This is a genomic window from Prevotella sp. khp1, from assembly GCF_900102205.1.
In the GTDB taxonomy this organism is placed as follows: domain Bacteria; phylum Bacteroidota; class Bacteroidia; order Bacteroidales; family Bacteroidaceae; genus Prevotella; species Prevotella ruminicola.
The window spans coordinates 1251795-1275251 of the sequence record NZ_FNJZ01000001.1 but is presented as its reverse complement, the minus strand read 5'-3'; the positions used below and the strand labels follow the sequence as shown (position 1 = coordinate 1275251).

Here is a 23457-nt window from a genome sequence, read left to right as displayed (position 1 = left end):
TGGTATCAGGTGTCAAATAGATAGTAATAATCAATGTATTTGTGTCATTTTGCAAAAATAATCTCAATTTTGCTTGCATATTTGATAAAAATGTGTACCTTTGCACGCAAAATTATCATAAACGATTAAAATGGGACAAGTAATTAAACCCGTGATGTACGAACCGCTGCTGGATATGAAGCAGACGGAACAGGGTATTAAACTGATAAAAGAGTTCTTTCAGCAGAACCTGTCGACAGAACTGAGATTGAGACGTGTAACAGCACCACTGTTTGTGCTGAAAGGATTGGGTATTAACGACGACCTGAATGGTGTGGAGCGCCCTGTGAGCTTCCCCATTAAGGATCTGGGTGATGCCAAGGCCGAGGTGGTACACTCGCTGGCTAAATGGAAGCGCTTGAGCTTGGCTGAGTACAAGATTGAGCCTGGCTATGGTATCTATACCGATATGAACGCTATCCGTGCTGATGAGGAGCTGGACAACCTGCACTCGCTGTACGTGGACCAGTGGGACTGGGAGGCTGTAATCCGTAAGGAGGATCGCACGCTGGCATTCCTGAAGAATATCGTGGAGCGTATCTACGCTGCTATCCGCCGTACAGAGTATCTGACTTGTGAGACCTATCCACAGATTAAGCCATTCCTGCCTGAGAAGATACACTTTGTGCATGCAGAGGAGCTGGTGGAGATGTATCCTGGTAAGACGCCCAAGGAGCGTGAGGACGCTATCTGCGAGAAGTACGGTGCTGTATTTGTGATTGGTATCGGCGGTAAACTGAGTGATGGTAAGAAGCACGACGGACGTGCACCAGACTATGACGACTGGAGCACCATTGCTGAGGATGGACGTGCCGGACTGAATGGTGATATCCTGATCTGGTACCCTGTGCTGGGTAGAAGCTTTGAGCTGTCGAGCATGGGTATCCGTGTAGATAAGGAGAGTCTGCTGCGCCAGTTGAAGCTGGAAGGCAAGGAGGAGCGCGAGCAGCTTTACTTCCACCAGCAGCTGTTGAACGACAAGCTGCCACTGAGTATTGGTGGTGGTATCGGACAGAGTCGTCTGTGTATGGTGTTGCTGCATAAGGGCCATATTGGTGAGATTCAGGCAAGTATCTGGCCTGAGGAGATGCGCAAGCAGTGCAAGGCACTGGGCATGAACCTTATTTGATGTACATTAAACATTAAACATTAATGTTGATGAAGGGTGTTAGGTGTTGGGTGATAGCTGGCTTGATGGCGGGCATGCTGTGTGCTTGTGGCGGACAGCGGCAGCCTAGGGCTTATGGCGGTACAGAGCTGACCAGCAGCGACAGTTTGACCATACGCATGGGACAGTGGGATCTGCTGAAATATCACAGCGAGAAACTAGGTCTCGATATTAACTACCCCTCGTTCCTATACCTGCAGGATCTGCCCGAGGAGCCTAACCAAGAGGTGCTGATGGCCGACGAGATGAGTATATCGGTAATGGTTGACTCGCTCACAGGCAATCATCGACCTGCCAGTCAGCTGATGTTGGCCATGGGGGCCGACCTGGTTGAGGTAGGGGATGACTACAGCATACAGGAGGGCTCGGACGAAGAATGGGATTACTATGGTAAGGTGCTTGAAGATGGCACCATACGTCTGGTAACCGTGATGCTGAGATACAAGCCCGAACACAGCGAAGCTGTAGAGCCCATGAAGGAGTGGGTGCGCAATTTTACGCTGAAATAATTGACCTATCATATTTTTAACACGGATTAATCTGAAAATTTCGCCGAGAAATTGAGGTTAATCCGTTTTCTTTTTGTACCTTTGCACCCAAAATTTATATTTATAACGTTATAAGGATAAAAAATGGCTGAAATTAAGAAGATTAAGACCGCATTGGTGTCTGTTTTCCACAAGGACGGACTGGATGAGCTTTTGAAGAAGTTGAACGCCGAGGGCGTAAAGTTCCTGTCGACTGGTGGAACACAGCAGTTTATCGAATCACTTGGTTATGAGTGTCAGAAGGTCGAGGATGTTACCACTTACCCATCAATCCTGGGTGGACGTGTAAAGACTCTGCATCCAAAGGTGTTTGGAGGTATTCTGGGACGTCGCGACAATGAGGGCGATCAGGAGCAGATGAAGAAGTACGAGATTCCTGAGATTGACCTGGTGATTGTTGACCTCTACCCATTTGAGCAGACTGTGGCCAGCGGTGCCAGCGAGGCTGATATCATTGAGAAGATTGACATCGGTGGTATTTCACTGATCCGTGCTGGAGCCAAAAACTTTAAGGATGTGGTTATCGTGCCCAGCAAGGCTGAGTACAGCGTGTTGCTCGACATCCTGAACAAGAAGGGTGCACAGACTGATATTGAGGATCGCCGTATGTTTGCTACTCGCGCCTTTGGCGTAAGCAGCCACTACGATACTGCTATCAACGCTTGGTTTGAGAAAACAGCAAAATAATTGATAATTCTTGCTTAGGCAAGCGTACTAAAGAAACGATTAGATAATTAATAATTAATATATGGGATTTTTTAGTTTCGTACAGGAAATTGCCATGGACCTTGGCACTGCCAACACCATCATTATCAGCGATGATAAGATTGTGGTAGATGAGCCTTCGGTTGTGGCTTTGGATCGCCGTACCGACAAGATGATTGCTGTAGGTAACGAGGCGAAGATGATGTATGAGAAGACTCATGAGAATATACGTACTATCCGTCCACTGCGCGATGGTGTGATTGCCGACTTCTCGGCTTGCGAGCAGATGATGCGTGGACTGATTAAGATGGTACACACAGGTAGTCGCCTGTTCTCGCCTTCACTGCGTATGGTGATTGGCGTTCCTTCAGGTTCTACTGAGGTTGAGCTGCGTGCTGTACGCGACTCAGCTGAGCATGCTGACGGACGCGATGTTTACCTGATTTTTGAGCCTATGGCTGCTGCTATCGGTATTGGTATTGATGTAGAGGCACCAGAGGGTAACATGATTGTTGATATCGGTGGTGGTTCTACCGAGATTGCTGTGATCTCACTGGGTGGTATCGTATCTAACAACTCGATCCGTACTGCTGGTGACGACCTGACAGCTGATATCCAGGAGTATATGTACCGTCAGCACAATGTGAAGGTTTCAGAGCGTATGGCTGAGCGTATTAAGATTAACGTAGGTTCGGCTCTGACCGACCTGGGTGACGAGGCTCCTGAGGACTTTATCGTTCACGGACCAAACCGTATTACAGCCCTGCCTATGGAGGTGCCTGTATGCTATCAGGAGATTGCTCACTGTCTGGATAAGACTGTGGCCAAGATCGAGAACGCTGTACTCTCAGCACTCGAGAATACACCCCCAGAGCTGTATGCCGATATCGTGAAGAATGGTATCTATCTCTCAGGTGGTGGCGCCTTGCTGCGTGGCTTGGACCGTCGTTTGACCGACAAGATGCATATCCCATTCCACGTGCCCGAGGATCCCTTGCACAGTGTTGCTAAGGGTGCCGGCATTGCACTGAAGAATATCGATAGATTTAATTTCTTGATGCGATAATCAATAAGGTAGTTTGGGCCGATGCGCAATCTGCTGGATTTCCTATACAAGTATCATCACTGGCTAGTTTTCGTATTACTCGAAGTAGTCAGTGTTGTTCTGTTGTTTAAGTACAACAGTTATCAGAATAGTGTGTGGTTTACAAGTGCCAATGCCGTGGCAGGCAAGGTGTACGAGATGGAGAGTAAGCTGACCAGCTATATGGCCATGGCCGAGCTGAACGAACAGCTGACCCTGCGTAACATCTATCAGGAGCGACAGCTTGACCAGTTGCGACGCCTGTATGCCGAGGCCACCAAGGACACGACTGCCGCTGAGCGCGAGGAGCTGGCTTTCCTGAGTAATTACCAGCTGATACCCGCCAAGGTGGTTGAGAACTCCATACACAAGGCTGAGAACCTGATTACCATCGATAAAGGACGTAAGGATGGTGTAGAGCCCGATATGGGTGTGGCATGCGGTAATGGCGTGGTAGGTGTGGTTTACTTGGTGAGCGACCACTATTCGGTGGTTATCTCGGCCTTGAACGCTGCCTCGTCGCGTATCAGCTGTAGCATTCGTAACCGTGGCTACTTTGGCTATCTGCACTGGTATGGTGGCGACCCATCGGTGGCTTATGTGGAGGATGTGCCACGCCACGCCAAGTTTAACTTGGGTGAGTGGATGGTAACCAGCGGCTTCTCGAGTATCTTCCCATCGGGTGTGCAGGTAGGTAAGATTGAACAGGTTTATAACTCGAGCGATGGTTTGAGTTACAAGCTGAAGGTACGCCTGAGTACCGACTTTGGTAACCTGCGCGATGTGGTGGTAATCAGTGATAAGAGTATAGCCGAGCGTGCTGCACTGATGCAGGCTGCCCGCGACTCAATCAGTTTTAAACAGCGACAGTAGCACTATGAAGATTGAATTGATAAACCGACTGGTGATGTTTGTGGCCCTGTTTGTGGCTCAGGTACTCATCCTGAACCATGTACACCTGTTAGGCGTGGGCACACCGCTGCTGTATGTGTACTTTGCCATCACCTTCCGTCGTAACTTCCCCAAGTGGTTGGTACTGGTATCGTGCTTCCTGTTAGGACTGCTTATTGATGTGTTCTCGAATACGCCAGGATTGGCTGCCAGCACAATGACACTGGTGGCACTGGCACAGACATACCTGATTGAACTGGTTGCACCACGCGACTCGGCCGAAGACCTGGAGGCATCGTCCAAAGTGCTGGGGCCCACTAAGTTTGTAACGTTAAGCGCCCTGCTGACACTGCTGTACTGTCTGGTGTTCTTCGCACTCGAGGCGTTTAACTTTTTTGATGTGCTGTTATGGTTGGCCCGATCGGTCATCAGCTTTGTGCTTACGATGGTACTGATACTGGCCGTAGAAAGTGTTAGAAGCCGGTGAAGCAGAAAGACTTTGATCTGGAATACCGTAAATACGTGATTGCTGGGGTGGCCGCACTGATTGTGTTCATCTACATCATCCGTTTGTTTATGCTCCAGATTACAAGTGATGACTACAAGAAGAGTGCCGACTCGAACGCTTTCCTGAAAAAAATAGAATACCCTTCGCGAGGTGCCATCTTGGATCGCAAGGGTAAGCTGCTGGTGTATAACCAGCCATCGTACGATATCATGGTGGTGATGAACGAGATGAAGGACCGTTTGGACACCCTCGACTTCTGTACAGCCTTGGGTATTACCAAGGAGGAGTTCGACCGTCGCATGGCCACCATTAAAGACCGCAGTAAGAATCCTGGTTATTCGCGCTTTACCGAGCAGCTGTTTATGAGTCAGCTGAGCGATAAGGACTTTAGTGTGTTCCAGGAGAAGATGTACCGTTTCCCTGGTTTTTATATTCAGAAGCGCAGTGTGCGCCAATATACCTATAATATGGGTGCGCACGTGTTGGGTGATGTGGCCGAGGTGTCGCCTGGCGATATCGAGGAGGATGAGTACTACCAGCCTGGCGACTATATCGGCAAGTTGGGTATAGAGCGTTCGTACGAGAAAGAACTACGTGGACAGAAAGGTATACAGATATTGTTGCGCGATGCCCATGGACGTATCCAGGGACGTTATCAGAATGGTGCACTCGACCAGCGTGCCATCCCTGGTAAGAACCTGACGCTGGGTATTGATGCTGAGCTGCAGGCCTTAGGCGAGCGCCTGATGGAGGGTAAGATTGGTGCTATCGTGGCCATCGAACCTGCTACTGGTGAGGTGCTGTGTATGGTATCATCGCCTACGTACGACCCGCGACAGATGGTAGGACGACTGCGCAGTAAGAACCATCGTGCCCTGTCGCAGGATGTGTGGAAACCACTGTTGAACCGTGCCATCATGGGACAGTATCCACCAGGCTCAACCTTCAAGACCACCCAGGGACTGACGTTTATGACCGAGGGTATCATCAACTCGCACACCATGTACCCCTGTTCGCATGGATTTAACTTCAAAGGCCTGCACGTGGGCTGTCACGGACATGCGGCACCACTGCCTTTGGTACCTGCCCTGAGTACATCGTGTAACGGTTACTTCTGCTGGGGACTGTATCACATGATTAATACCAATGTGAGCAAATATGGCTCGGTACAGAACGCTATGAACACCTGGCGCGACTATATGGTATCGATGGGATTCGGTTATCGTCTGGGTATCGACCTGCCTGGTGAGAAACGTGGACTGATACCTAATGCCATGTTCTATGATAAGGCCTACAAGGGCTCGTGGAACGGACTCACCATCATCTCTATCGCCATTGGTCAGGGTGAGGTGAATGCCACACCGCTGCAGATTGCCAACCTGGGTGCTACCATCGCCAATCGTGGCTATTATCTGGTGCCCCATGTGGTAAAGAACGTGCAGGGACAGCCACTTGATACGCTTTACACCCGCAAGCATTATACCAAGGCCAGCAAAGAGGCCTACGACTATGTGGTGCAGGGTATGCGTTCATCAGTATTAGGCGGTACGTGTAAGGAGTTAGGCAAATACGATTTTAATGCCTGCGGTAAAACGGGTACTGCCCAGAACCGCGGACACGACCACTCGGTATTTATGGGGTTTGCACCCATGGAGAACCCGAAAATCGCTGTAGCCGTGTATGTTGAGAACGGTGGATGGGGTGCCACTTACGGTGTGCCCATCGGCGGTTTGATTATGGAGAAATATTTAAAAGGTAAACTCTCGGAGGCCAGCATTGCTAAGGCCAAGAGTATTCAGGAACGCAGAATAGCATATGGCGCAGGCGATAGGTAACAGAAAAGAAAAAGGAGTGATTCGCTCACTCGATTACTGGACGATTATCATTTACATCGCCCTGCTGACCTTTGGATGGGTGAGTGTGTGTGGTGCCAGCTACAGCTATGGCGAGACCGACCTGTTTAGTCTGGATACCCGCTCGGGTATGCAGATTGTGTGGATTGGTACCTCGATTGTGTTGGGCTTCGTCATCCTGATGCTCGACGACCGCTATCTGGATATGTTTGCCTATATTATATTCGGCATCATGCTACTACTGCTATTCGGAACCATCTTTAATCCGCATAGTATCAAGGGTTCCCGATCGTGGCTGGTGTTGGGACCCATACGACTGCAACCAGCTGAGTTTGCTAAGTTTGCTACGGCCTTGGCTTTGGCGAAACTGATGAATACCTATGGTTTTACTATAGCCAAATGGAAGGACTTTGCCCTGGTGCTGGGTGTGATCTTTGTGCCTATGCTGTTTATCGTGCTGCAGCGTGAGACAGGTTCGGCACTGGTATATCTGTCGTTCTTCCTGATGCTGTATCGCGAGGGTATGCCTGGCAGTATCCTGTTTACAGGTGTGGCCATGGTGGTGTACTTTGTGGTGGGCATACGCTATGCAGATACCATGATGGTATATACGCCAACATCGGTGGGAAAATTTGCTGTGCTGCTGATGGTGCAGCTGTTCTCAATCGGACTGGTGTATGTGTACTGCAACGATAAGCGCGACACCATACGCATGGCGCTGATAGGACTGGGCGCTACCCTGGTGGCACTCGTCTTCAGTCTGCTGATTATCCCCTTTGACCTGAATTACGTAGAGATGGCACTGTGTGCGGTGCTGATAGGTTATCTGCTATACCGATTCCTGGCTACACGCCTGCGTAACTATCTTTGGATTACAGCCTTTGCAGTAGGCTCGCTGATGTTCTATAACGTGGCTGACTATGCGCTGAACCATGTGCTGGAACCCCACCAGCGTGTGCGTATTAACGTGCTGTTGGGACTGGAGGAGGACCTGAAGGGTGCGGGATATAACGTACACCAGAGTGAGATTGCCATCGGTTCGGGTGGACTGCAAGGAAAAGGCTTTTTGAATGGTACACAAACCAAACTGAAATACGTGCCTGAACAGGATACCGACTTTATCTTCTGTACTGTAGGCGAGGAAGAGGGCTTTGTGGGCTCAGCAGGCGTACTGCTGCTGTTCCTGGCGCTGATATGGCGCCTAATACACCTGGCCGAACGTCAGGTACACAGGTTCGGACGTGTGTATGGCTATTGTGTGGTGAGTATCTTCCTGTTCCATGTGTTTATCAATGTGGGCATGGTATTAGGACTTACGCCGGTTATCGGTATCCCATTGCCATTCTTCAGCTATGGTGGCTCGTCGCTGTGGGGCTTCACCCTGCTGCTGTTTATCTTCCTACGTATTGACGCAGGAAGAAATCTACTGAGAAATTAAGATTCCTACATCGCTGATGCCTTTCATGTTCTCTTGTTTCATGTAATGCATCACGTACATGTGCAGCGAGTCGCCCTCGTTAAGCTGCAGACTATCGACATCAAACGTATATTGATAACAGCTGATGCCGCTGCCCATCACGTGGCCATTCTGTTCTACCAGCTTACAATCGATACGCTTACGCAGCTTGCGACCTACAGGGTAGATATCCTGCTCAACAATCACGCTGATGCCTAAGAAGGGCAGTTGGTTGTTGGTGCGCAGCATGAGCTGCTGGTGATAGGTGCCAGTCTGTTTGATAGGAGGTACGTAGAAGTGCATGGTATCAGTGCGCTCCCATCCCTCGTTATCCACATGCTCGTAGTGATTGTACACCACCGAACGATCGCAGGCTGCCATCATGAGGAAGCCTGCCATCGCCAGTATCAGTGTGATTGCCTTATTTTGCATCCTTGGCCTCCTTTTTATCGTTAGGCTGTCGGTTGTTGTTGGGCTTGTTCTTCTTCTTTTTCTTCTTCTTGGCCTTGTCGAAACGACTGATATCACCACCTGCCAGGTCGATATGTGGCTTAGGCTCTGCCTTCTTACCCTCGTCGTGGGTGAGCGATACGGGCTTCTCGCCACGCTTGTTCATCTCGATGATGGTCTTGGCACGCTCGGCGGTAATGGTTTCGCAGTTGGCAGCGATGTTCTTATCGGTGCTGTAGGTGCAAAGACCGGCCAGGATATCGTTCTTAAACAAGTGGTAGTCGCCATCCTGGGTCTGCAGGATGATATCCTTGCCAGGCAGATGCTTGCCTGCCTCTACGTAATCATCCACCTCGTAGTTCAGACAGCACTTCAGCTTGGCACACATACCTGCCAGCTTCTGTGGGTTGAGCGAGATGTCCTGGAAACGGGCGGCATTGGTGCTCACACTCGAGAAGTTCTTCATCCAGGTGGCACAGCAGAGCTCACGTCCGCAAGGGCCTGTTCCGCCAATACGTCCAGCCTCCTGGCGCGCACCAATCTGCTTCATCTCGATACGTACGTGGAAGGCTACTGCCAGGTCCTTAATGAGCTGACGGAAATCCACACGCTCATCAGCGATATAGTAGAAGATGGCCTTGTTGCCATCACCCTGGTACTCCACGTCGCCAATCTTCATGTCGAGACCCAAGCCCTTGGCTATCTTACGACTCTCGATCATGGTAGAGTACTCGCGAGCCTGCGCCTCACGCCATTTCTGGATGTCGTTCTCGCGGGCTATGCGATAGATACGTTTGATATCATCGGGCGACTTGATGTTCACCTTCTTGAGCTGCAGTTTTACCAGGCGGCCTGTGAGGGTAACCACACCAATGTCGTGACCAGGACTGGCCTCTACGGCTACGATGTCGCCTTTCTTCAGGTCCAGATTATTTACGTTGTGGTAGTAGCCTTTGCGGGTGTGCTTGAACTGTACCTCTACCAAATCAGTGGTGTAGGGGTTACCAGGCACATCGGCCAACCAGTCGTAAGTGTTAAGCTGCTTGTCCTGGCGTCCCACTGCCTGGTGGCACAAACCGCGGTCGCAACCTACGTGTACGATATGTTCTTTAGATTTTTCCATATATAATCACTATTCACTGTTCACTATTACTTCTGCAAAAGCAGTACTATCATTTGTAGGGCCAAGTCGAAGAATACAATCTTTCCGTTGGCGTTCTGTCCGATATCGCGAATGGCCAGGTTAGCCATATCGGTGATGGGCAGGATATTCTTCTCGTTCACAAAGCGGGCAAAGTTCTTGGCAAAGTCCTCTTCGCGCTGTGTCATATATACCAGTTCCTCGTTCTGGAAGTTGTACATGAAGTTCTCGCGGGTCATACGCAGGAAATACGTCAGCCAGCGCTTCTGCTTCTCACGACCCATGCCAGCCAGCTGCTCGCTCCACTTGCGCAGGTCTTTTATCTTACGCTGGTAGGCCAGGCGCATCAGCATCACGTACATGTCGAGAAACAGTTCGTTCTCGGAACCTACCTGCAACTCGTCGAGGGCCTTTATCCAACTGCCATTGGCCAGTCGGGCTATGCGGTGGGCATCGTCGGCACTGATGCCACGCTTTTCAATGAGTGCCTGCTCGATGGCCTCGTTGGATATTTTCTTTACATCGATGCGCTGCACACGACTGCGGATGGTTTCCAACAGCTTGTCGGGTTCCTCGCATACCATGATGAATACCGTTTGCTGTGGGGGCTCCTCAATCAGCTTGAGCAGCTTGTTGGCGCACTCTATGTTCATGCGCTCCGGAAGCCAGATAACACTGACTTTATAGCCACCCTGACTGGATTTCAGGCTGAGCTTGCGTACCAGGTCGTCGCTCTCGCCTGCAGTAATGATGGCCTGCTGGTTCTCGGCGCCCATGGCTGTCATCCACTCTTCCATCGTAAAGTACAGGCCTCGCATCACCAGCTCGTGCCAGTCCTTGGCAAAATCATCGCTCACAGGTTTATGCTCGGCGCCCATCGATGGCAGTTTGATGGTGGGGTAGGTGAAGTGCAGGTCGGGATGCTCCAGTTTGGCCAGCATGGCTTTGGCAGATGGTGTGCCATTATCCAACAGATAGCAGGCAAAAGCCACGGCTAATGGCAACTTGCCACAGCCCTGCGGACCGCACAGCATCAGTGCGTGGGGCAATCGCTCCTCGCGTACCAGCTGTAGCAATCGCTCCTCGGCCTCTTTCTGTCCTATAACCTCGTCGAAACTCATCTGTCTTTAACCTCTAACCACTAATCTCTTCACAATCTCTGCCACACTATCTACAGCTGAGACGGTGTAGAAGTGGATGTTGTGTACCCCATGCGCATACAGATCCTTGCACTGCTGGGTGGTCCACTCTATACCTAACTGCTTGGCATCCTCATCGGTCTTACATTTCACTACCTCCTTGGCCAGTGGCTCAGGGATATCGCAGTGGAATGTCTTGGGCACTACTGTTAGCTGACTCAGCTTGGCCATGGGTTTGATGCCGGGGATGATGGGGATGGTGATGCCCATCTGGCGTGCCTTCTCAACAAAAGCATAGTACTTTTCGTTGTCGAAGAACAGCTGTGTAACGGCATACTGGGCGCCCAGGTCCTGCTTCTGCTTCAGGTATTGCATGTCCATCTCAAGGTTGGGTGCCTCCTCGTGCTTCTCGGGGTAGCAAGCCACACCATAGTCGAACGGACGACCAGGATTCTTGATGGGGGTGCCATCAGCAAAAAAGCCCTCGTTAAAGCGTTTTACCTGAGCCATCAAGTCGGTGGTGTGCGCATGACCGCCAGGGGTAGGCTGGAAACGGCTGTCCTCCTTGGCCTTATCGCCACGTAACAGCAACAAATCGTTGATGCCTAAGAATTGCAGGTCGAGCAGCTCGTACTCGATATCCTCGATGGTGGCACCACTACAGATAACGTGGGGCTGAACGGGAATCTGATAACGCTGCTGGATGGCTGCGGCTATGGCGATGGTTCCTGGGCGGCGACGAATGCGACGACGCTCAAACTGCCCATTCTCAAGTTCGTGATACACAAACTCCGAGTGATGGGTGGTAATGTTGATGTAGGCTGGGTCGAATTCTCTTAGTTTGTCGATATCGGCAAACAGTTTGGCTGTGCCAGTACCCTTCAGCGGTGGCAGCACTTCGAATGAGAATCGCTTTGCCTCCTTATCTTGATGTATAAACTCAGTAACACTCATATTGGCTGCAAAGATACTAAAAATTTCTTTATTACAAAAATTTTTTGTAATTTTGCACCATGAAACTGAAGCAATTTGTTAAAGACTGGACTCTTCCTGTGGCTATAGCTGTTGGTACTGTGGTGTATCTGCTGTTTTATCTGTTGCCATTTCTGGATGGCGCAGGCGATACGTTAGGCGAAGTGGTGGATGCTATTTTCCCGTTTATGGTGTTCTCTACGCTGTTCTCGACCTACTGTCGTATCGACTTCCATCAGATGCGTCCTCACCGCTGGCACATAGGTGTGCTGGTGGCACAGGTGGCTTTGGTGGCATTGAACGTGTGGATTATCTTCCAAGTGGATGCCGACCCTGAACAGAAATTGCTTTGGGAGAGTGTGCTTACTTGTATCATCGGTCCTGCTGCTACGGCAGCTCCGGTGGTTACTGCCAAGATTGGCGGTAACATCAATACCATGACGGCCTATGTGGTGATGTCGGCCTTTGCCTCGGCCCTTATGATTCCAGCCGTGTTCCCGTTGTTGGAGCGTGGCGTAAGCACTGGTTTCTGGGCGGTATTCTTTATCATCCTGCAAAAACTGGCTATGGTACTGGTAGCTCCGCTGGTGCTGGGATGGTTGGTGCAGCACTATGCCAAGCGCCTCTGCGCGTGGATAGTGTCGATACCCGACCTCTCGTTCTACCTCTGGGCAGCGCAGTTGGCAGTAACGTCGGGTGTTACCGTGCGTAACATCGTGCATAGCGACGCTGGACTGCGTACGCTGCTGATGATAGCCGTGATGTCGCTGATTCTTTGCTTTGTGCTTTTCCTGATGGGCCGTTGGATTGGTCGCCAGTTAGGCGATGAGATCGATGGCGGTCAGGCTTCGTTCCAAAAAAATACTGCCCTGAGCATCTGGGTAGCCTATACCTACCTTAACCCAGTGGCATCGGTAGGTGCAGGCTGTTACGTGCTGTGGCAGAATATTGTTAACTCGTTGGAGCTATACGAATACCGTAAAAAGCATTAAGCCTTTTTGCTGTAACGCTTACGCTTTTTAGGACCAAGGTGCTTGACGCGGAATTCGCGTGGGGTGGTGTTTAAGAATCGGTAGAACGAGGCGTAGAATGCCTGACGGGTACCGAAGCCTACCATCTCGCCAATCTCGCTGATAGATTTGTCGCGATATTCCTCCTCGGCTAATAGTGTCTTAGCCTCGTCGATACGATGCTTGTTCATCAATCCATTAAAGTTGGTGTGGAAGCGCTCTGTCATCACTGCCGAGATATAACGACAGTTGGTGCCAAGGTCGGCAGCCAGTTTGCTGGCAGTGTAATCCTTATCACGATATTTCTTGTCATCTACTATTATCTCCATTATCCTGTCGTGGAGCTCATCCTTACGTTCGTCGCCTAATATATTTCGGTAATCGGCTGTACACTTCTTTAGTTCAGTAATTTGATATTTTCCTGTTGCCATCTTTAAACAATCTTTTTACATTTTTCCTGAAAGTGCTGCCCGAAAAGGGCAAAACGGATGCGAAGGTACAAAAAATCGGCGACATAGCGCACCACTGCACGCTATGTTAACGCTATTTTAACACATAAATAATTGTGCGAAAAGTTTGGCCTTTCCACAAAATTATACTATCTTTGTCGCCAGAATGTGATTAAACGTAGAACTATGAATACAATGAACGATACAATTAAGTATATCGGTGTGGATGATCTCGACATCGATTTGTTTGAGAGTCAGTATGTGGTGCCCGAGGGCATGAGTTATAACTCGTATCTCATCGATGATGAGAAGATAGCTGTGCTGGATACTGCCGATCGTCGTAAGGGCGAGGAGTGGAAAGCCAATCTGACTGCAGCTTTGAATGGTCGCCAGCCTGATTATCTGGTGGTTCACCACATGGAGCCTGATCACTCGGCACTTATCGCTTGGATGCTGGAAACGTATCCCGGTGTGCAGCTGGTGTGCAGTGCGCAGGCTGTAAAAATGCTGTCGAACTTCTTCGAGGGCGTAGATTTTACAGGTCGTGTGGTTACTGTTAAGGAGGGCGATACACTCGCGTTGGGTAAGCACACGTTGCAGTTTATTGGTGCTGCCATGATTCACTGGCCCGAGGTAATCATGAGTTACGACACCACCGACAAGGTGCTGTTCAGTGCCGATGGCTTTGGTAAATTTGGTGCATTGGTGAACGATGATCCCAACGACTGGGCCTGCGAGGCGCGTCGCTATTATTTTAATATATGTGGTAAGTATGGCTCGCAGGTGCAGAGTGTGCTGAAGAAGGCGGCAGCCCTAGATATCCAGACAATCTGTCCGCTGCATGGTCCTGTGCTCAAGGGTGAGGCTCTGGCTGAGGCTGTGCGCCTATATGATATCTGGAGCAAGTACGAACCAGAGAGCGAGGGCATACTGATTGCCTACGCCAGTATTCATGGTGGTACTGCCGCTGCTGCAGAGCGATTAGGTGAGATACTGCGCGAAAAGGGTGCGCCAAAGGTAGTTGTAAGCGATCTGAGTCGCTCGGATATGGCCGAGGTTATCGAGGATGCCTTCCGCTATCCTACAGTGGTGGTAGCTGCTTCGAGCTACGATGCAGGTGTGTTCCCTGTGATGCACGACTTCCTGTATCATCTGCAAATCAAGAACTACCAGAAGCGTAGGTTTGGTATTATCGAGAATGGTAGCTGGGCCCCTACGGCCGGCAAGACCATGCGCACCATGATTGAGGCCCTGAAGGACTGCGAGATTGTAGAGCCCTTGGTGACCATCCGCTCACGCATGAAATCTACCGACGAGGCCCTGCTGCAGCAGTTGGCCGATAGCTTATTGTAAATGCATAAAATCATTGTTGCCATCGACTCATTCAAGGGCTGTTTGACATCTGTTGAGGCTAATCAGGCAGCCAGCGAGGGTATTCTTAGCAGGATGCCTGATGCCAAGGTGGTGCAGGTGCCTGTGAGCGATGGTGGCGAGGGATTTATGGAGGCTTTCCAAGCGGCTATGGGTGGCGATATTGTGCAGGTGCCTGTGAAGGACCCGCTGATGCGTCCCATTGTAGCACAGTATCTGATGCAGGGCGATACGGCTGTGATTGAAATTGCCAAAGCCAGTGGACTAACGCTAGTGAAGCCCGAGGAACGTAATCCCATGGTAGCTACAAGCTATGGCACTGGTCAGTTGGTGGTGGATGCTGTGCGAAGAGGCTGTAAGCACATTATCGTGGGTCTTGGTGGTAGTGCTACCAGTGATTGTGGTATAGGCATGCTGCGTGCCATCATCGATGCGTTTGCCAAAGGAAAGACTTGGGACGATGTGCGTCAGCTAGATGATGTGCGTTTCACCATCGCCACCGATGTTACCAACCCCCTTTGTGGCTTAAATGGCGCTGCCCATGTGTTTGCGCCACAGAAGAGTGCTTCGCCTGATGACGTAATCGCCCTCGATGCCCGGGCCAAACGCTTTGCTGAGGCATCGGCCAAGCACTTGGGGCGCGACTGTCAGGATATGCCAGGCGCAGGTGCTGCAGGTGGTTTGGGTTATGCTTTTATGCAGTATATGCAAGCTGATTGTCGCTCTGGAATCGACCTTCTGTTGGATGCCATCCATTTCGACGAACTCCTGAAGGATGCCAACCTGGTGATTACTGGCGAAGGCTCAGCCGATAGACAAACGCTGATGGGTAAGTTGCCTTATGGCATTCTGCAGCGTGCTCAGAAACATCATGTGCCTGTTATGCTCATAGCCGGTCGCATCGCTGACCAACAGCAACTTCTCGATGCCGGCTTTGCCCGTGTTGCCTGCATCAATCCCCCGGGATTACCCTTCGACATGGCTATGCAACCCACCACAGCTAAACAGAACATCCTACTTACAGTTCAGAATGAAGGATTATCCAGATAAGATGTCGCCCGAACAGGCGCGTGCCTTTCGCGATGCTGTGCTCAACATCGTGGCCCAGATACCTCGTGGCTGTGTAACCACCTATGGTGATATTGCCACCCTGGCAGGTTGGCCCAGTCATTCGCGTATGGTAGGTAGAACGTTGCGCTACACGCCAGGTGCCGAGAATCTACCTTGTCATCGTGTAGTGAACAAATCTGGTCGCACCGCCCCAGGCTGGAGTCGCCAACGCCCCCTCCTAGAGTCCGAGGGTATCCACTTTAAGCCAAATGGTCATGTAGATATGACACGCCATCAGTGGATTCATATGCAACGGAATTCATTAGAGGGTGGTTGGTATATCAATGATTTTCATTTTTCGCAACGTGAATAATTAAAAACTTATGGATATGAAAAGAATTCTTTTTATCGTTGGATCGCTGAGGGAAGGTTCCTTTAACCGACAGTTGGCCCGCGAGGCTGAGCAAATGATTGGCGCACGTGCCGAAGTTACTTATCTGGATTATAAGGATGTGCCCTTGATTAATCAGGATATAGAGTTTCCTGAGCCTGAGGCTTTATGTAGACTGCGTGCTACGGTGAAAGAGGCAGATGGCATCTGGGTGTTTACGCCCGAGTATAACTTCAGTTATCCTGGTCATGTAAAGAACCTGTTTGACTGGTTGTCGCGTCCAGTGGTAGCTAACGATTATGAAACACCTACTGTTATTAATGGCAAAAAGGTGGCGCTGAGTGGTGCAGGCGGCAAGATGGCTACAGCCAAATGTCGTGAGAAACTAACGGAATTGCTTACTTTTCTGAAGGCCGATGTGATGGAGCCTCAGACAGGCATCGCTCTGAATGTTGAGGCCTGGACTGAAGGACGTATGATTCTTAGCGATGAACAGAAAGTAGCACTAAAGAATCAGGTTGAGGCTTTCTTGAAGATTGTGTGAACTTATTTAATGCCCATCCAATACTGGCGCTCGGGGGCGGGGAGTTTCTCGATGGCGTAGCGGAGCATGGTGCGGGGCATTTCGTGAGCGTGTTGGCGGAGGAAATCGCGTAAGAGCTCTTCGCTAACACGTTTACCCATTTCGCGTAGCATCCAACCTACGGCCTTGTGCATCAGGTCGTGTGGGTGATGCAAATGGACTTCGGCATAGCGCAGGCACCAAGTGGGATCGCCCATCTGTGAGGTTTTCCAAGAACAGACCATACTCATGCGCTGTTTCCACAGGCAGGGGCTTTGGGCCAAGGAGTCGAGAACCTTGAGTTTGTAATCTTTATCGCCTAAGTTGGAGGGCAACAAGAGCCAGTGGCCTAGGATTTTGTGGACAGAAAGATCTACCAGATCCCAATTGTTGGCCTGTTCGGCATATTGCAGATAAAGGGTGAGTATCTCGTCGCGAGCGCTAATGGCTTCCTTATCGTTTTCAAGACGTTTGGTGGCCAGTTTTTCGAACTTAGATACTAATATCAGCAGTCCACAAAGGCGCACCTCGTGCCAGCGACACATCAGGAGTTCGGGGATTTCGTTCAATGGGAAATCTTTCCCCACAAGCTTAACCACCTCGCGTGTCTGAGGAACCTTCAGGCCAAGGAATTCGTCACCCTCGCCATATTCGCCAGGACCAGTCTTGAAGAAGCCCATCAGGATGCGTCGCTGGGCATCGTTGCGCAGCGATTCCATATGGTTGATAACTTCTTTGGCTGTCATTATTAGCGGAATGAATCGGTAAGGAGTTTAATCTCAATTTGGGGAGCGATGCGCTCGTATAGGATGTTATACACGGCATCGAGGATAGGCATGTTTACGTGACAGTGGCGATTGATCTCCTTCATACACTTGGTACCGAAGTAACCCTCGGCAATCATCTCCATCTCGATCTGGGCCGACTTCACGCTGTAGCCCTTACCAATCATGGTTCCGAAGGTGCGGTTACGACTGAAGTTGCTATAACCCGTAACCAGCAAATCGCCCAGATAAACACTATCGTAAGCATTGCGATCCAAAGGATAAACAGCTGTGAGGAAACGATTCATCTCCTGCACGGCATTGGCCATGAGTACCGACTGGAAGTTATCGCCATATTTCAGGCCGCTGCAGATACCTGCGGCAATGGCATACACATTCTTCAGAACAGAAGAATACTCGATACCAACCACATCGGTAGAGGTCTTGGTTTTGATATACTCGCTTGATAATACGTCGCAGAAGGCCTGGGCTTTCTCACGGTCGGCACAACCTACGGTGAGGTAGCTGAGACGCTCGAGTGCCACCTCCTCGGCATGAGAAGGACCACCGATGCAAGCGAGATTCTCGTAAGGTACGTCGTAAACCTGATGAAAATACTCGCTACATACGAGATTTTCATCAGGTACGATACCCTTAATAGCGGTAAGTATGAATTTGTCGCGAATACGCGTCTTCAACTTCTTAAGATGACTCTTGAGGTAAGGCGAAGGGGTGACAAACACCAGCGTGTCGTACTGCTGTGCAATACGATTCAAATCGCTATCGAAGTTGATCTCATCGATATTGAAGTGTACACTGGTGAGGTAGGCGGGGTTATGCCCCATGCGACGGAAATCCTCGATACGGTCGTCGCGACGCATATACCAACCTATATGGTGTGTATGACTTACCACAATCTTGGCAATAGCTGTTGCCCAGCTGCCACCTCCGATAATTGCTATCTTACCACAATCGTACATGGTTCATTGAACATTGATCATTGAACATTGACCATTAGGCTTGCGCCTTTTCGATCCAGGCGGCTACTTCATCAACTGAAGGCTTCTGGAGTTCGAGCTTGTACTTCTTGAAGATCTCACCAATCTTCTGCTGCAGACCCTGGGGCTTCTCGTCCTTAATGTTGGTGATCAGGTTGAAACCAGCCTTGCGGAGTACTGGAACGATATCCTCGGGTACACCAATCTCGGCCCACTCTGCTACAGATGACTGAGGAATCTTCTTCTCAGGCTTCATCTGTGGGAACAGCATTACCTCGCCAATAGCAAACTTACCAGTCATCAGCATCACCAGACGGTCGATACCGATACCAATACCGAATGTAGGAGGCATACCGTACTGTAGGGCACGCAGGAAGTCGTGGTCGATGATCATAGCCTCGTCGTCGCCCTTATCAGCTAACTTCATCTGCTCGATAAAGCGCTCCTCCTGATCGATAGGATCGTTTAGCTCAGAATAAGCATTGGCCAGCTCCTTACCATTAACCATCAGCTCGAAACGCTCGGTGAGACCGGGCTTAGAACGATGCATCTTGGTAAGAGGTGACATCTCAACAGGATAATCGGTGATGAAGGTAGGCTGGATGAAGGTGCCCTCGCAGAACTCACCAAAGAGCTCATCGATCAGCTTACCCTTACCCATGGTCTCATCTACATCCATGCCCTTAGAGAGGCAGAATGCACGAATCTCGTCCTCGGTCTTGCCATCGCAATCGAAACCTGTCTTCTCCTTGATCGCATCGAGGATAGGCAGGCGACGGAATGGGGCCTTGAATGAGATAACCTTACCATCAATCTCAACCTCGGGCTTGCCGTTTACAGCTGTACAGATCTCCTCGAGCATCTTCTCGGTGAAGGTCATACCCCACAGCAGATCCTTATAGCTCACGTAGAGCTCCATGCAGGTGAACTCTGGGTTGTGGGTCTTGTCCATACCCTCGTTACGGAAGTTCTTACCCATCTCGTAAACACCCTCGAAACCACCTACAATCAGGCGCTTCAGGTAAAGCTCGGTGGCAATACGCATGTACATGTCCTGATTCAGGGCATTGAAGTGGGTGATGAATGGACGGGCTGATGCACCACCTGCGATGCTCTGCAGGATAGGTGTGTCAACCTCGGTATAACCAGCATTGTCGAGAATGCTACGCATGGTGCGAATGATAGTTGCACGCTTCAGGAAGGTATCCTTTACGCCCTCGTTAACTACCAGGTCGACATAACGCTGGCGATAACGCAACTCGGGATCATCAAACTTATCGTAGGCCACACCATCCTTGTACTTCACGATAGGCAGTGGCTTAAGGCTCTTTGAAAGCAGTGTAAGCTCTGAGGCATGTACAGAAATCTCACCAGTCTGGGTGCGGAATACCTTACCCTTAACACCGATGAAATCGCCAATATCGAGCAAACGCTTGAATACATTATTATATAGGTCCTTGTTCTCGCCTGGGCAGATATCATCGCGGGTGATGTACACCTGGATACGGCCCTTTGAGTCCTGAAGCTCGGCAAAAGATGCCTTACCCATGACACGACGGCTCATCATACGACCTGCGATAACGACCTCACGATCCTCATCGTCCTTGAAACTTTCCTTAATTTCTGTGCTGAATGCATTTGTTGGGAACTCGGCTGCAGGATAGGGATCGATGCCCATCGAGCGCAGTTCCTGAAGGCTCTGACGCCTTCCGATTTCTTGTTCGCTTAACTCTAAAATGTTCATCTTTAATATTCGAATATTTCAATTTTATGGCTGCAAAGTTACGGAAATTTCTCGAAAAATGCAAGATTCGAGTAAATATTTGCAAAAAAAGTGAGAAAGATTTGCTCAGTCTCTAAAAAAAGTATATATTTGTGGCTGATAACTGAGAACACTTTGATGGAACAAGAAACAATCAAGAAAAGGGTCATCGGGATTGACATCAGTCTTGAAGCCACTACTTACGCCATTGTTGACGTGAAGGGTGAGGTGGTTGTGATGGACAGCTTCCCGACATTAGACTATCCAGATATAAACCTATTTGTATCAGTGCTGAGCGAGCGCGTGATGGAAATGGTGGAACGCAACGGTGGCTACGAGAGCATTCGTTCGGTAGGCATCAGTGCGCCCAGCGCCAACTTCATGACAGGCAGCATTGAGAATGCACCTAACCTGCCTTGGAAAGGTGTTATTCCCTTAGCTACTTTGCTTAGAGAACGTACTGGCTACGCTGTGGCTGTGGCTAATAATGCAGATGTAAGAGCTTTGGGCGAACATACCTACGGACTGGCCAGAGGTATGCGCGACTTTGTGGTACTTACCATGGGCAGTGGCATTGGTAGCTGTATGTTTTCGAATGGCTTGATACATAAAGGCAACGAAGGTTTTGCTGGTGAGATTGGTCATACCTGTGTGGTAAATGGTGGCAGACAGTGCAGCTGTGGTAACAAAGGTTGCTTAGAGGCTTACGTGGCCAAAAAAGGCATCGTAGCTACTGCCAAAGAACTGTTGGACGAAACAACCATACCATCGTTGATGCGTGGCGTTGAGAATCTGAAAGCCTTACAGATAGCTGAGTTTTGCGATCAGGGTGACGAACTGTCTATCGAAGTGTACCGCAGAACAGGTGAGATGTTGGGATATGGATTGGCCAACTATGCATCGCTGGTAGATCCTGAGGCCTTTATCTTTACCGGCGGGCTTACAAAGGCTGGTAAATGGTTGTTTGAACCTGCCAGAGAGACCTTTGATAAAATGGTGTTCCATAATACCTATGGCAAAACCCAGTTCCTGATTTCTGAGGAGTACAAGTCCTCGAATGACATGTTAGGCGCCAGTGCCTTGGCATGGGAAGTAAGAGAATATTCGTTGTTTAAATAACAGAGAATAGTTATGGAGAAGAAAGACGAGAGCATCGACCAGATTAAAACACGTGTAGTAGGAATCGATATCCGTGTGGATCGTACCACTTTTGCTGTGGTAGATATCAGAGGTGAGATTGTGGCACAGGATTATTTCCTGACTTCCGACTATACTGATATTAATGAATACGTAGCGGCCCTTTGCGAGCGCGTGGTTGCGCTGGTTGAGGAGAACGGTGGTTACGAAACCATCCGCTCGGTAGGTGTGAGTGCGCCTAGTGCCAGTGCGGTAACAGGTTGCATTGAGAATGCGGCCAATCTGCCTTGGAAGGGTGTGATACCTCTGGGAGCAATGCTGAGAGACCAGTTAGGACTGGCTGTGGCAGTGGCTAACGATGCTCATATTACAGCGCTCAGCGAGAAATCGTACGGAAGTGCGCATGGCATGAAGGACTTTGTAGTGATCTCAATCAGTCATGGCGGACTGGGTAGCTGTTTCTTCTCAAACGGTCAGCCCCATCTGGGCTTTAATGGCTTTGCTGGCGAACTGGGTCATACTTGTGTAGAGTTGAACGGCAGGCAGTGTGGTTGTGGTAACAAAGGCTGTTTGGAGGCTTATTGCTCGGAGAAGGGCTTGATTAAGACTGCCGAAGAGCTGATTGCTGCCAGTAAGGAACCCACATTGCTGAGTGAGCAGCAGGAGCTGAGCATCAAGACGATTGCTGACTGTTGTTATAAAGGTGATAAAGTGGCCATCGAGGTATTCCGTAAGACTGGAGAGATATTGGGATTGGGTATGGCCAACTATGCATCAGTGTTGAACCCTGAGGCTATTATCCTGACAGGCGATATGACGCAGGCAGGTAAGTGGCTGTTGAAACCCATGCGTGCCTCGTTCGAGGAGCACGTTTTCCATAACATCAAGAATAAGACCCGTATCCTGGTGTCGATTCTCAAGGAAGGTGAGCGTGATGTGCTTGGCGCCAGCGCTCTGGCATGGGATGTGAAGGAATATTCGTTGTTTAAATAATAACTAGACCTATATCTATGGAGGAGTACAAGATTAAAACGAAAGTTGTAGGTGTCGACATCAGTAATGAACTGACCACCTATGCCATTGTGGATATCCGCGGTAATATTATTGCCGAGGAATCGTTCCTTACATGCGGCTATTCGGATGTGAACAACTTTGTGACTGCCTTGAGCGATAAGATTGTGAATCTGGTTGAGGCTAATGGCGGTTACGAAACCATTCGTTCCATTGGTGTTAGTTCGCCCAGTGCCAGCTCGGTTTCGGGCTGTATCGAGAACGCAGCCAACCTGCCTTGGAAAGGTATCGTACCTCTGAGTGCTATGCTGCGCGACCGCATTGGATTGGCTGTAGGTTTGTCGAACGATGCCCACGTATCGGCTCTTGGCGAGTATACCTTTGGTTGTGCCCATGGTATGAAGAATTTCATTATTCTCAGTCTGGGTGTGGGTATAGGCAGCTGTTTTTTCACGGCAGGCGACGACCATATCGGACATAATGGCTATGCCGGTGAGTTTGGTCACACCTGTGTTGTGAAGAACGGTCGTGCTTGTGGTTGTGGTCATACTGGCTGCTTGGAGTCGTATGTCGGTGCTGCTGGTATTGTCAATACCGCCAAGGAACTGATGGCTGAGAGTGATGCGCCTACAATCATGCGTAATCTTGAGAAGCTATCACCACGTACCATCAAGGAGTGCTGCGACCAGGGCGACGAGATGGCTATCGAGGTGTACCGTCGTACAGGTGAGATGTTAGGCCTGGGATTAGCCAACTACGCATCGCTTGTGGATCCTGAGGCTATCATCCTTACGGGTGGTATCTCGCATGCTGGCAAGTGGTTGTTAGACCCAACGTGCAAGTCGTTCGAGGAGCATGTGTTTGGCAATTTGCGAGGCAAGGTTAAGATGCTTGTTTCGAAACTTGAAGATAGAGAACGCGATGTGCTTGGTGCCAGTGCCCTGGCCTGGAGTGTACCAGAGTACTCGCTGTTTAAATAAAATGTAAAAATTCAAAAA

Annotated in this window: 24 protein-coding genes; 16 read left to right on the top strand and 8 right to left on the bottom strand. The window is 49.9% G+C overall.

What is annotated here, in order from left to right; all coding sequences use genetic code 11:
• The first annotated feature begins 130 nt into the window (after window positions 1–130).
• The 8 genes from asnA (at window position 131) to rodA (ending at window position 8234) form a co-directional block, all read left to right on the top strand.
• The gene (gene asnA / locus BLR73_RS05330; RefSeq protein WP_033149761.1) at window positions 131–1168 is read left to right on the top strand and encodes an aspartate--ammonia ligase; all 1038 of its coding nucleotides are present in this window, start codon (window positions 131–133) and stop codon (window positions 1166–1168) included.
• A 29-nt stretch (window positions 1169–1197) separates the two neighbouring features.
• Complete coding sequence (locus tag BLR73_RS05325; protein WP_143010885.1) at window positions 1198–1716, top strand: hypothetical protein; 519 nt, start codon at window positions 1198–1200, stop codon at window positions 1714–1716.
• A gap of 123 nt (window positions 1717–1839) precedes the next feature.
• Window positions 1840–2442, top strand: a complete 603-nt coding sequence (locus tag BLR73_RS05320; RefSeq protein ID WP_013065513.1) for an IMP cyclohydrolase — start codon at window positions 1840–1842, stop codon at window positions 2440–2442.
• A gap of 61 nt (window positions 2443–2503) precedes the next feature.
• Entirely contained in the window at window positions 2504–3526 is a 1023-nt protein-coding gene (locus tag BLR73_RS05315) for a rod shape-determining protein (protein ID WP_013064665.1), read from the top strand.
• Between the two features lie 21 nt (window positions 3527–3547).
• The gene (mreC, locus tag BLR73_RS05310) at window positions 3548–4417 is read left to right on the top strand and encodes a rod shape-determining protein MreC (RefSeq protein WP_013064278.1); all 870 of its coding nucleotides are present in this window, start codon (window positions 3548–3550) and stop codon (window positions 4415–4417) included.
• Between the two features lie 4 nt (window positions 4418–4421).
• Complete coding sequence (gene mreD / locus BLR73_RS05305; RefSeq protein WP_073043801.1) at window positions 4422–4922, top strand: rod shape-determining protein MreD; 501 nt, start codon at window positions 4422–4424, stop codon at window positions 4920–4922.
• A complete protein-coding gene (mrdA, locus tag BLR73_RS05300; protein ID WP_091859682.1) occupies window positions 4919–6778 on the top strand; it encodes a penicillin-binding protein 2 in 1860 nt (619 codons plus the stop codon). The genes mreD and mrdA overlap by 4 nt, the downstream gene beginning before the upstream one ends.
• Window positions 6759–8234 (top strand): rod shape-determining protein RodA, encoded by a 1476-nt coding sequence (gene rodA, locus BLR73_RS05295; RefSeq protein ID WP_013063040.1) that lies wholly within the window; start codon window positions 6759–6761, stop codon window positions 8232–8234. The genes mrdA and rodA overlap by 20 nt, the downstream gene beginning before the upstream one ends.
• Here the strand turns inward: rodA and BLR73_RS05290 are convergent.
• From BLR73_RS05290 to metF, 4 genes are read right to left on the bottom strand one after another with little or no spacing between them, the layout of a single operon-like run.
• Window positions 8220–8684 carry a gliding motility lipoprotein GldH gene (locus tag BLR73_RS05290; RefSeq protein WP_074683629.1) on the bottom strand — a complete coding sequence of 155 codons (465 nt, stop codon included), beginning with the start codon at window positions 8682–8684 and terminating at the stop codon, window positions 8220–8222. The genes rodA and BLR73_RS05290 overlap by 15 nt on opposite strands.
• Entirely contained in the window at window positions 8674–9825 is a 1152-nt protein-coding gene (locus BLR73_RS05285; protein WP_091859679.1) for a PSP1 domain-containing protein, read from the bottom strand. The genes BLR73_RS05290 and BLR73_RS05285 overlap by 11 nt, the downstream gene beginning before the upstream one ends.
• 26 nt (window positions 9826–9851) lie before the next feature.
• Window positions 9852–10964, bottom strand: coding sequence for a DNA polymerase III subunit (locus BLR73_RS05280; protein WP_013064903.1), 1113 nt, complete (start codon window positions 10962–10964; stop codon window positions 9852–9854).
• 6 nt (window positions 10965–10970) lie between these two features.
• Window positions 10971–11936 carry a methylenetetrahydrofolate reductase [NAD(P)H] gene (gene metF, locus BLR73_RS05275; RefSeq protein ID WP_013064350.1) on the bottom strand — a complete coding sequence of 322 codons (966 nt, stop codon included), beginning with the start codon at window positions 11934–11936 and terminating at the stop codon, window positions 10971–10973.
• 59 nt (window positions 11937–11995) lie between these two features.
• Here metF and BLR73_RS05270 point away from each other — a divergent pair, with 59 nt between their 5' ends.
• A complete protein-coding gene (locus BLR73_RS05270) occupies window positions 11996–12946 on the top strand; it encodes a hypothetical protein (RefSeq protein WP_013064784.1) in 951 nt (316 codons plus the stop codon).
• Here the strand turns inward: BLR73_RS05270 and BLR73_RS05265 are convergent.
• A complete protein-coding gene (locus BLR73_RS05265) occupies window positions 12943–13395 on the bottom strand; it encodes a helix-turn-helix domain-containing protein (protein ID WP_013064035.1) in 453 nt (150 codons plus the stop codon). The two genes, BLR73_RS05270 and BLR73_RS05265, sit on opposite strands and share 4 nt — an antisense overlap.
• Before the next feature lie 204 nt (window positions 13396–13599).
• On the opposite strand from BLR73_RS05265, the gene BLR73_RS05260 reads away from it, so the two are divergent.
• From BLR73_RS05260 to BLR73_RS05245, 4 genes are read left to right on the top strand one after another with little or no spacing between them, the layout of a single operon-like run.
• Window positions 13600–14766, top strand: coding sequence for an FprA family A-type flavoprotein (locus BLR73_RS05260; RefSeq protein ID WP_176763619.1), 1167 nt, complete (start codon window positions 13600–13602; stop codon window positions 14764–14766).
• Complete coding sequence (locus BLR73_RS05255; RefSeq protein ID WP_091859677.1) at window positions 14767–15834, top strand: glycerate kinase family protein; 1068 nt, start codon at window positions 14767–14769, stop codon at window positions 15832–15834.
• Entirely contained in the window at window positions 15815–16207 is a 393-nt protein-coding gene (locus BLR73_RS05250; protein WP_176763618.1) for an MGMT family protein, read from the top strand. The genes BLR73_RS05255 and BLR73_RS05250 overlap by 20 nt, the downstream gene beginning before the upstream one ends.
• Before the next feature lie 16 nt (window positions 16208–16223).
• Window positions 16224–16769, top strand: coding sequence for an NADPH-dependent FMN reductase (locus BLR73_RS05245; RefSeq protein ID WP_091860151.1), 546 nt, complete (start codon window positions 16224–16226; stop codon window positions 16767–16769).
• 2 nt (window positions 16770–16771) lie between these two features.
• Here the strand turns inward: BLR73_RS05245 and BLR73_RS05240 are convergent, their stop codons facing one another.
• Genes BLR73_RS05240 through lysS form a run of 3 tightly spaced genes read right to left on the bottom strand, consistent with a single transcriptional unit; the run spans window position 16772 to window position 20293 of the window.
• Window positions 16772–17533, bottom strand: coding sequence for a DNA alkylation repair protein (locus tag BLR73_RS05240; protein ID WP_233456406.1), 762 nt, complete (start codon window positions 17531–17533; stop codon window positions 16772–16774).
• Between the two features lie 2 nt (window positions 17534–17535).
• Window positions 17536–18531 carry an NAD(P)H-dependent glycerol-3-phosphate dehydrogenase gene (locus BLR73_RS05235; RefSeq protein WP_013064950.1) on the bottom strand — a complete coding sequence of 332 codons (996 nt, stop codon included), beginning with the start codon at window positions 18529–18531 and terminating at the stop codon, window positions 17536–17538.
• Window positions 18532–18565: 34 nt separating this feature from the next.
• A complete protein-coding gene (gene lysS, locus BLR73_RS05230; RefSeq protein ID WP_091859674.1) occupies window positions 18566–20293 on the bottom strand; it encodes a lysine--tRNA ligase in 1728 nt (575 codons plus the stop codon).
• A gap of 156 nt (window positions 20294–20449) precedes the next feature.
• Between lysS and BLR73_RS05225 the strand changes: the two genes are divergently transcribed.
• Genes BLR73_RS05225 through BLR73_RS05215 form a run of 3 tightly spaced genes read left to right on the top strand, consistent with a single transcriptional unit; the run spans window position 20450 to window position 23439 of the window.
• The gene (locus BLR73_RS05225; RefSeq protein ID WP_091860145.1) at window positions 20450–21430 is read left to right on the top strand and encodes an ROK family protein; all 981 of its coding nucleotides are present in this window, start codon (window positions 20450–20452) and stop codon (window positions 21428–21430) included.
• 12 nt (window positions 21431–21442) lie between these two features.
• Window positions 21443–22441 (top strand): ROK family protein, encoded by a 999-nt coding sequence (locus tag BLR73_RS05220; RefSeq protein ID WP_013064085.1) that lies wholly within the window; start codon window positions 21443–21445, stop codon window positions 22439–22441.
• Between the two features lie 17 nt (window positions 22442–22458).
• A complete protein-coding gene (locus tag BLR73_RS05215) occupies window positions 22459–23439 on the top strand; it encodes an ROK family protein (RefSeq protein ID WP_091859669.1) in 981 nt (326 codons plus the stop codon).
• Window positions 23440–23457: the final 18 nt, after the last annotated feature.